The sequence below is a fragment of the Actinomycetospora callitridis genome (assembly GCF_028737265.1).
Lineage (GTDB): Bacteria > Actinomycetota > Actinomycetes > Mycobacteriales > Pseudonocardiaceae > Actinomycetospora > Actinomycetospora callitridis.
Genome location: NZ_JAQZAK010000018.1, coordinates 38770 through 47982 on the forward strand (window position 1 = coordinate 38770; position 9213 = coordinate 47982).

The 9213-nt window shown below is 73.9% G+C and carries 10 protein-coding genes; 8 read left to right on the forward strand and 2 right to left on the reverse strand.

Going from position 1 to position 9213, the window contains the following annotated elements:
* The first annotated feature begins 2 nt into the window (after positions 1-2).
* The 5 genes from PH191_RS29715 to argH all read left to right on the forward strand — a co-directional run bounded on the left by PH191_RS29715 (position 3) and on the right by argH (position 5413).
* Positions 3-1226 carry an acetylornithine transaminase gene (locus PH191_RS29715; protein ID WP_274198239.1) on the forward strand — a complete coding sequence of 408 codons (1224 nt, stop codon included), beginning with the start codon at positions 3-5 and terminating at the stop codon, positions 1224-1226.
* Between the two features lie 101 nt (positions 1227-1327).
* Positions 1328-2236, forward strand: coding sequence for an ornithine carbamoyltransferase (gene argF / locus PH191_RS29720; RefSeq protein WP_274198250.1), 909 nt, complete (start codon positions 1328-1330; stop codon positions 2234-2236).
* A gap of 32 nt (positions 2237-2268) precedes the next feature.
* Entirely contained in the window at positions 2269-2799 is a 531-nt protein-coding gene (locus PH191_RS29725) for an arginine repressor (RefSeq protein ID WP_274198240.1), read from the forward strand.
* Positions 2796-3989 carry an argininosuccinate synthase gene (locus tag PH191_RS29730; protein WP_274198241.1) on the forward strand — a complete coding sequence of 398 codons (1194 nt, stop codon included), beginning with the start codon at positions 2796-2798 and terminating at the stop codon, positions 3987-3989. Before PH191_RS29725 ends, PH191_RS29730 begins: the two co-directional genes overlap by 4 nt.
* Entirely contained in the window at positions 3989-5413 is a 1425-nt protein-coding gene (argH, locus tag PH191_RS29735) for an argininosuccinate lyase (protein WP_274198242.1), read from the forward strand. Before PH191_RS29730 ends, argH begins: the two co-directional genes overlap by 1 nt.
* Before the next feature lie 109 nt (positions 5414-5522).
* Here argH and PH191_RS29740 read toward each other — a convergent pair whose 3' ends face one another.
* A complete protein-coding gene (locus PH191_RS29740; protein WP_274198243.1) occupies positions 5523-5918 on the reverse strand; it encodes an MmcQ/YjbR family DNA-binding protein in 396 nt (131 codons plus the stop codon).
* A gap of 53 nt (positions 5919-5971) precedes the next feature.
* Here PH191_RS29740 and PH191_RS29745 point away from each other — a divergent pair, with 53 nt between their 5' ends.
* From PH191_RS29745 to tyrS, 3 genes are read left to right on the forward strand one after another with little or no spacing between them, the layout of a single operon-like run.
* Positions 5972-6910, forward strand: a complete 939-nt coding sequence (locus PH191_RS29745; protein ID WP_274198244.1) for a lytic transglycosylase domain-containing protein — start codon at positions 5972-5974, stop codon at positions 6908-6910.
* 32 nt (positions 6911-6942) lie between these two features.
* Positions 6943-7569, forward strand: coding sequence for a DNA-3-methyladenine glycosylase (locus PH191_RS29750; protein WP_274198245.1), 627 nt, complete (start codon positions 6943-6945; stop codon positions 7567-7569).
* A 22-nt stretch (positions 7570-7591) separates the two neighbouring features.
* On the forward strand, positions 7592-8884 hold the full coding sequence (tyrS, locus tag PH191_RS29755) for a tyrosine--tRNA ligase (protein ID WP_274198246.1): 1293 nt from the start codon (positions 7592-7594) through the stop codon (positions 8882-8884).
* Between the two features lie 144 nt (positions 8885-9028).
* On the opposite strand, the gene PH191_RS29760 is transcribed toward tyrS, so the two are convergent.
* Positions 9029-9213: hypothetical protein (locus PH191_RS29760; RefSeq protein ID WP_274198247.1), on the reverse strand; the 185-nt coding region annotated here is incomplete at its 5' end.

Here is a 9213-nt window from a genome sequence, read left to right on the forward strand (position 1 = left end):
CGATGACGGCGATCGCCAAGGAGACGGCTGCAGCCGGTGAGGACCTCCGCCGTCGGTGGGCCGCCTCGCTCATGGACAACTACGGCACGCCGCCGATCAGCCTCGTGCGCGGCGACGGTGCGCGGGTGTGGGACGCCGACGGCACCGAGTACCTCGACCTGCTCGGCGGCATCGCGGTCAACCTGCTCGGCCACGCGCACCCGGCCGTGGTCGAGGCGGTGTCCCGGCAGGTCGCGACGCTGGGCCACACGTCGAACCTCGTCATCAACCCCCTGACCGTCGAGCTCGCGGAGCGCCTGCTCGGGCTGCTCGGCCACGAGGGTCGCGTGCTGTTCTGCAACTCCGGCGCCGAGGCCAACGAGACCGCCTTCAAGATCGCCCGGCGCACCGGGCGCCCGAAGATCATCGCCGCCGAGAACGCGTTCCACGGCCGGACGATGGGCGCGCTCTCGCTGACGGGGCAGCCGGCCAAGCGGACGCCGTTCGAGCCGCTCGTGCCCGGCGTGGAGTTCGTGCCCTACGGGGACGTCGAGGCGCTGCGCGCGGCCGTCGACGACGACACCGCTGCGGTGTTCCTCGAGCCGATGCAGGGCGAGGCCGGCGTCATCGTCCCCGCCGACGGGTACCTGCGCGCCGCCCGCGACATCACCACCGAGCGCGGCGCCCTGCTCGTGCTCGACGAGGTCCAGACCGGTGTCGGGCGCACCGGCCTGTGGTTCGCCCACCAGCGGACCGACGTCGTCCCGGACGTCGTCACGCTGGCCAAGGGCCTCGGCGGCGGGCTGCCGATCGGCGCCTGCATCGGGGTCGGGGCGGCCGGCGACCTCCTCGGCCCGGGCCAGCACGGCACCACCTTCGGCGGCAACCCCGTGTGCTGCGCCGCGGCGCTCGCCGTCCTCGACACGATCGCCTCCGAAGGGCTGCTCGAGCGGGCCACCGCCCTGGGTCGCGACGTCGCCACGCGGATCGAGGGTCTGGGCCACGGTCAGGTCGACCACGTCGACGCGGTCGGCATCCTCATCGGGATCGCCCTGCGCAGCCCGATCTCCACCCAGGTCACCGCCGCGGCCCGCGAGTCCGGCTACCTGATCAACAACGCCGTCCCGGAGCGGGTGCGGCTCGCGCCGCCGGTCGTGGTCACCGACGCCCAGCTCGACGGCTTCCTCGCCGTCCTGCCCGAGGTGCTCGACCAGGGCGCGGCCGCCGCGGAGGCGGCGGGCTCGTGACCACGACCGACGCACCGGTGCCACCCGCCGGCGAAGCAGGCCCGACGCGACGGAGGAGCGGCGAGGGTGCTTCCGCCTCGGCGGGATCTCCTGTCCGTCATCTGCTGCGCGACGACGACCTGACCCCGGCCGAGCAGGCCGAGGTGCTGGAGCTCGCCGCGGCGATGAAGGCCGCCCCGTTCGCCCGGACGCCGCTGGCCGGCCCGCGGGCCGTCGCGGTGGTGTTCGACAAGGCGTCGACGCGCACGCGGGTGTCGTTCGAGGTCGGCATCGCCGCCCTCGGCGGCACGCCCGTGATGATCGACGGGAACGCCGCCCAGTTCGGCCGCGGCGAGACGATCGCCGACACCGCCCGCGTGCTCTCGCGCTACGTCGACGCGATCGTGTGGCGCACGAGCACCGAGGAGCGCATCCAGGAGATGGCCGGCGCCGCGACGGTGCCGGTGGTCAACGCGCTGACCGACGGCTTCCACCCGTGCCAGGTCCTCGCCGACCTGCAGACGATCGTCGAGCGCCACGGCTGCACCGCGGGCCTCACGCTGACCTACCTCGGCGACGGCGCCAACAACATGGCCCGGTCGCTGCTGCTCGGCGGCGCCACCGCCGGCATGCACGTCCGGATCGCCGCGCCGACGGGCTTCACCCCCGACGCGGCGGTCGTCGAGGACGCCGGGGTGCGCGCCGTCGAGACCGGCGGCTCGGTCACCGTCACCGACGACCCGGGCGCGGCCGACGGCGCGGACGTGCTGGTCACCGACACCTGGACCTCCATGGGGCAGGAGTCCGACGGCCGCGACCGCGCGGTGCTCGAGCCGTTCCGCCTCGACGAGGCCGCGGTCGCCCGCGCGGGCGCCGGCGTCACCGTCCTGCACTGCCTGCCCGCCCACCGCGGGGACGAGATCACCGCGGGCGTCATCGACGGGCCCGCGTCGGCGGTGTGGGACGAGGCCGAGAACCGCCTGCACGCCCAGAAGGCGGTGCTGGCGTGGCTGCTGGAGCGGTCGCGATGACCGAGACCAGGGGCATCCCGAGGAGCACGCCGATGGGGAGCCGTGCCGCGCGCCAGGCTCGCGTCGTCTCGTTGCTCACCGAGCGCGAGGTGCACAGCCAGGCGGAGCTCGCGGCGCTGCTCGCGTCCGAGGGCGTCGAGGTCACCCAGGCCACGCTCTCGCGTGACCTCGACGAGCTGGGCGCGGTGAAGCTGCGCGGGGCCGACGGCGGTGTCGGCCGCTACGTCGTGCCCGACGACGGCAGCCCGGTGCGCGGCGTCGTCGGAGGCACCGACAGACTGTCCCGGCTGCTCGCCGAGCTGCTGGTCTCCGCCGACCACTCCGGCAACCTGGCGGTGCTGCGCACCCCACCGGGGGCCGCGCACTACCTGGCCAGCTCACTGGACCGCGCGGCCCTGGCCGAGGTGGTCGGCTGTATCGCCGGTGACGACACGGTGCTCGTCGTCGCCCGCGAGCCCCTCGACGGGGCAGGTCTCGCGGCGCTGCTGCGGACGTTGAGCACCCGGACGACGGCGCGGTCGTCCTCGACCATCGAGCGTGAGCAGGAAGAGGGAGAGCAGTGAGCGAGCGGATCGTGCTGGCGTACTCCGGAGGTCTCGACACCTCCGTCGCCATCGGCTGGATCGCGGAGGAGACCGGGCGCGAGGTCGTCGCGGTCGCCGTCGACGTCGGGCAGGGCGGCGAGGACCTGGAGGTCATCCGCAAGCGCGCCCTGGACTGCGGGGCCGTCGAGGCCGCGGTCGCCGACGCCCGCGACGAGTTCGCCGAGGGCTTCTGCCTGCCGGCGCTGCGGGCCAACGCGCTCTACATGGACCGTTACCCGCTGGTGTCGGCGCTGTCGCGGCCGCTGATCGTCAAGCACCTCGCCGACGCCGCCCGCGCCCACGGTGCCTCGACCGTCGCCCACGGCTGCACCGGCAAGGGCAACGACCAGGTGCGCTTCGAGGTCGGCGTCGGCGCGCTCGCGCCGGATCTCGACGTGATCGCCCCGGTCCGCGACTTCGCCTGGACCCGCGAGAAGGCGATCCAGTGGGCCGAGGAGCGCTCGCTGCCGATCGACGTCAACAAGCGTTCGCCGTACTCGATCGACCAGAACGTCTGGGGCCGCGCGGTCGAGACCGGCTTCCTCGAGGACATCTGGAACGGGCCGATCGAGGACGTCTACTCCTACACCGCGAACCCCGCCGAGCCGCGTGACGCCGACGAGGTCGTCGTCGGCTTCGAGGCCGGCGTGCCGGTGACGATCGACGGCCAGAAGGTCACGGTCCTGCAGGCCATCGAGCAGCTCAATCGGCGTGCCGGCGCCCAGGGCATCGGGCGGCTGGACATGGTCGAGGACCGCCTCGTCGGCATCAAGAGCCGCGAGGTCTACGAGGCCCCGGGCGCGATCGCGCTGATCACCGCCCACCAGGAGCTCGAGAACGTCACCGTCGAGCGCGAGCAGGCGCGGTTCAAGCGCCAGGTCGAGCAGCGCTGGGGCGAGCTGGTCTACGACGGCCTGTGGTTCTCGCCGCTGCGCCGCAGCCTCGACGCCTTCGTCGACACCACCCAGGAGCACGTCACCGGCGAGGTCCGGATGACGCTGCACGGCGGTCGCGCGGTGCCCACCGGGCGCCGCAGCGCGAAGTCGCTCTACGACTTCAACCTCGCCACCTACGACGAGGGCGACCTGTTCGACCAGTCGCTGGCCAAGGGCTTCGTCCAGCTCTGGGGCCTGCCCTCGAAGATCGCGGCGAAGCGGGACCAGGGCTGATGCCGGAAGGGTCTGCCCTCTGGGGCGGGCGGTTCGCGTCCGGACCGGACGCGGTGATGGCGGCGCTGTCGAAGTCGACGCAGTTCGACTGGGTGCTCGCGCCCTACGACATCGCCGGCTCCCGCGCCCACGCCCGGGTGCTGCACGGCGCGGGGCTGCTCACCGACGAGCAGCTCGAGGCCATGCTCGACGGGCTGCGCCGCCTCGCCGAGGACGTCGACTCCGGCGCGTTCCTGCCCGCCGAGGACGACGAGGACGTGCACACCGCCCTCGAGCGGGGTCTCATCGAACGGGCGGGGGAGGACGTCGGCGGGCGCCTGCGCGCCGGCCGCTCCCGCAACGACCAGATCGCCACCCAGCTGCGGATGTGGCTGCGCGACGAGCTGCGCGAGGTGGTGCGCGGCGTGGCGGGTGTGGTCGACGCGCTGCTCATCCAGGCCCGCGCGTACCCGGACGCCGCCATGCCCGGCCGCACGCACCTGCAGCACGCGCAGCCGGTGCTGCTGGCCCACCACCTGGCGGCGCACGCCCAGGCCCTGCTGCGGGACGTCGGCCGGTGCCGGGACCTCGACCGGCGCCTGGCGTACTCGCCCTACGGGTCGGGGGCGCTGGCGGGGACCTCGCTGGGCCTCGACCCGGCGGCCGTCGCCCACGACCTGGGGTTCGTCGACGCCGTCGACAACTCCATCGACGGGACGGCGTCGCGCGACCTCGCCGCCGAGGGCGCGTACGTGCTGGCCCAGATCGCGGTGGACCTCTCCCGGATCGCCGAGGAGGTCATCCTCTGGGCGACCGCGGAGTTCGGGTACGTGACGCTCGCGGACGCCTGGTCGACCGGGTCGTCGATCATGCCGCAGAAGAAGAACCCGGACGTCGCGGAGCTCGCGCGCGGCAAGGCCGGCCGGCTCGTCGGGAACCTCGCGGGCCTGATGACCACCCTCAAAGCCCTGCCGCTCGCGTACAACCGGGACCTGCAGGAGGACAAGGAGCCGCTGTTCGACTCGGCGGCCCAGCTCGCGATGGTCCTCCCGGCGATGGCCGGAATGATCAGGACGCTGACGTTCCACACCGACCGTCTCGCCGAGCTCGCCCCGGCGGGCTTCACGCTGGCCACCGACCTTGCCGAGTGGCTGGTCCGCCAGGGCGTGCCGTTCCGCCGGGCCCACGCCGCGGCGGGCGCCTGCGTCCGCGCGGCCGAGTCCCGCGGCGTGGGGCTCGACGAGCTCACCGACGCCGAGCTGGCCGAGTGCGACCCGGCGCTGACCCCCGACGTCCGCGCCGTGCTCACGGTCGCCGGCTCGATCGCCTCGCGCGACGCGCACGGCGGCACCGCCCCGAAGCGCGTGTCGGAGCAGCTCGACCGCGTCTTCGCCGCCGCGATCGAGGCCCACGCCTGGGCCGGGCGCCCGATCGACCGTCGCTGACGGTCACCCGGCTTCGTGTCAGCGACGGACCGTCGCAGACGTCGAGTCTGTCCGAATCGGGGGACACGCCGACAGGGCCACGCAGACGATCGGGCTGGGCACCTCGGGCTCACGGTCCGTGGTCGCGGTCGAGGCGCGCGACCAGGAACCTCGGGGCGACCCGCCGGTAGGCGTCGGTGACGATCTCGCCGACCTCCGCCCACTCCAGGCCCGGGGTGTCGAGGCGCATGCCGACCCACTCGCGCCCGCCGAACCGCGGGACGAAGTACTGCCCGGGGTCCGCGGCGATCAGCTCGTCGCGGGCCCCGGGCGGCGCCGCCGCCCGGAACGCGATGCTCCGCTCGTCGAGCCGGTGGCCGGCGGGATCCACGAACTTGACGAACGACCGCCGGCGCACGAACCACGTCGGCGCGCCGTGCGTCGGGCCCTCGGTCACCTCGGGGAGCGCCAGGCAGCGGCCCCGGAGCCCGCGCAGCAGGTCCTCCGTCCGTGTGGACGCGGTCATGAGCCCTCCTCGGCCACGCCCGAGGATGCCCGACGTCGTTACGCTCGGACACCGTGAACGGGGGACGGTGGGGTCGGCGACTCGCGGTCGTCGCCGCCCTGGTCGCCGCGCTCGCCGGATGCGCCGACCCAACCCCGACGCCGCCCCCCGCCGCACCCGTCCCGGCCGCCACACCGGCACCGTCGACCGACGCGATCGGCCCCCACGGCCCGACGGTCTCCAGCGACCCCGCGGCCCTGGCCAGGGAGATCGACACGGCCCACGCCACGATCGCCGACCCCGCCCGGCCGCCGCGCGAGGTCGCGGCCGCGGCCCGGACCGCCCAGGTCGCGTACGAGGAGCTCGCGTTCCACCCCGAGCGGCTCGCCCCCGTCCTCGCCGCCCTGCCACCGGGCCCCGCCGACGTCACGAACCGCATCGTCACCGCGGGACGGGACCTGCTCGCGATGGCGAAGGGCACCCCCGGCGACGAGCTCCCGGCGTGGCGCATCGCCGAGCCGCTCCCGCCCGACCGGCTGCGCGCCCTCTACGCCGAGGCCGAGCAGCGCTTCGGCGTCCCGTGGCACGTCCTCGCCGCGGTCAACCTCGTCGAGTCCCGGATGGGACGCATCGCCTCGCACTCCGAGGCCGGGGCGCGCGGACCGATGCAGTTCATGCCGTCCACCTGGGCGAGCTACGGGCTGGGTGGCGACGTCTACGACCCCCGCGACGCGATCCTCGGGGCGGCGAACTACCTGCAGGCCAACGGGGCCGACACCGCGACGGGCGTGGACCGGGCGCTGCGCCGCTACAACAACGACCCGCGCTACGTCCGCGCCGTGCGCGCCTACGCCGACGTGATGGCGTCCGACGAGCGCGCGTTCCTGGCCTTCCACGCCTGGGAGGTGTACTTCCGGACGACCTCGGGCCGCGTCCACCTGCCCGTCGGGTACGACGAGCCCCGCGCGATCCGGGCCGACGAGTACCTCGCGCGGACGGGGGCGCCGCGCTGACGGTGCGGCCACGCGGGGGAGGATCAGCGGCGATGACGCTGCTGGACGCCTCGGACCTGTCGGTCGACGTGCTCGAGGCCGCCCCCCGCCTGCTCGGCGCGGAGCTCGTCGCCGACACCCCCGAGGGGGAGGTGCGCGTGCGCGTGGTCGAGGTGGAGGCGTACCGCGGCGCGGACGACCCCGGGTCGCACTGCTTCCGGGGACAGACCCCGCGCAACGCCGTCATGTGGGGACCGGCCGGGCACCTCTACGTCTACTTCGTCTACGGCATGCACTTCTGCGCCAACGTCGTCTGCGTCACCGAGGGCGAGGCCGGTGCGGTGCTGCTGCGCGCCGGGGAGGTGATCTCGGACCTGGGACTCGCGCACGCCCGCCGCCCCACGGCGCGGGGACGCGACGCCGAGCTGGCCCGGGGCCCCGCCCGGCTGTGCGCCCTGCTCGGGCTCGGGCGCGAGCACAACGGCATCGACGTACTGTCCTCGTCCTCGCCGGTCCGGCTCGAGACCGGGCAGCGGGTGCCGGACGCCGAGGTCCGCACCGGTCCGCGCGTCGGCGTCGCGGCGGGCCAGGAGCGTCCGTGGCGGTTCTGGGTCGCGGGCTCCCGGGCCGTGACGCCCTACAAGGCGGGACGGGCGCGGGCCGACGGTCCCGACTGGTGAGCCCGCGCGCGAGAATGGCGCCGTGACCGCTTCGACCGGGGGCCCGCACCTCCTCGACGACCTCGCCTGGCGGGGCCTGATCGCCCAGAGCACCGACCTCGACGCCCTGCGCCGCGACCTCGACGCCGGGATGGTCACCCTCTACTCCGGGATCGACCCCACCGCGCCCAGCGCCCACATCGGGCACCTGCTGCAGTGGCTCACGCTCGCCCGGTTCCAGCGCGCCGGGCACCGTCCGATCGCCCTCGTCGGTGGCGCGACCGGCCTCATCGGCGATCCGAAGCCGACGTCCGAGCGGGTCCTCAACGACCGTGAGGTCGTCTCCGAGTGGGTCGACAAGCTCGGCGCGCAGCTGCGCCCGTTCCTGGACTTCGACGCGGGCGAGAACGCGGCCCTGCTGGTCAACAACCTCGACTGGACCGAGGGCCTCTCCGCGCTGGACTTCCTGCGCGACGTGGGCAAGCACTTCCGGGTCGGGCGGATGCTCGCCAAGGAGGCGGTGAGCCGGCGGATGGAGTCCGACGAGGGCATCAGCTACGCCGAGTTCTCCTACCAGCTGCTGCAGTCCTACGACTTCCTCGAGCTCCACCGCCGGTACGGCTGCACGCTGCAGACCGGGGGGAGCGACCAGTGGGGCAACCTCACCGCGGGCACCGACCTCGTCCACCGCGTCGAGGGGCGGTCGCTGCACGCGCTCGGGACACCGCTGATCACGAAGGCCGACGGCACCAAGTTCGGCAAGACGGAGTCGGGCACGGTCTGGCTCGACCCGAGCATGACCAGCCCCTACGCCTTCTACCAGTTCTGGATCCAGGCCGAGGACGCGATGGTGGGCACGTACCTGCGCGCTTTCACGTGGCTGGAGCGCGAGGAGATCGAGGAGCTCGAGCGGCTCACCGAGGAGAAGCCGCAGGCGCGCGAGGCCCAGCGGGCCCTGGCCCGGGCGGTGACGGCGCAGGTGCACGGTCAGCAGGAGGTCGAGCGGGCCGAGGCCGCGAGCCGCGCGCTGTTCGGACGGGGAGAGCTGCGCGAGCTGGACGCCGAGACGCTCGCCGCCGCGGTCGCCGAGATCCCGTCGTACACGGCGGAGCGCTCGGAGCGCCCCACGATCGTCGACATGCTCGTCGGGACCGGCCTCGCCACCGGGCGGGGCGCGGCCCGGCGCACGATCGCCGAAGGTGGCGCGTACGTGAACAACGCGAAGATCGAGACCGAGGACTGGGCGCCCGCCGACGGCGACCTCCTGCACGGCCGCTGGCTGGTCCTGCGACGGGGCAAGCGCAACGCCGCCGGGGTGGAGCTGGCCGGCGCCTGAGCCGTTTCGCCTGCTGGGCGCGGGGGAACCTCGGGTGACCAGGGACGACGCGCTGATCCACCCCCCGCGTGAGGGCAGGTTTCGGGCGTGTGTAGAGTTCTGGTCATCGCGAGATCAGGGGTTGCCCTCGGGCCTCGCGGAGAACTAGGCTAGGAAGGTCGCCTTCCGGAAGGTCTGGCCCTGTGGGTCGGCTTGTACGGTGGTGTGGTTGTCCTTTGAGAACTCAACAGTGTGCTGAATGTTTGGTGGGTTTTTCCCGTCGGCATCCGGGGTTTGTTGTCGGGTGTCGGTTTGGGTTTCTTTGAGTGCACCTGGTCTTGTTTGCCAGT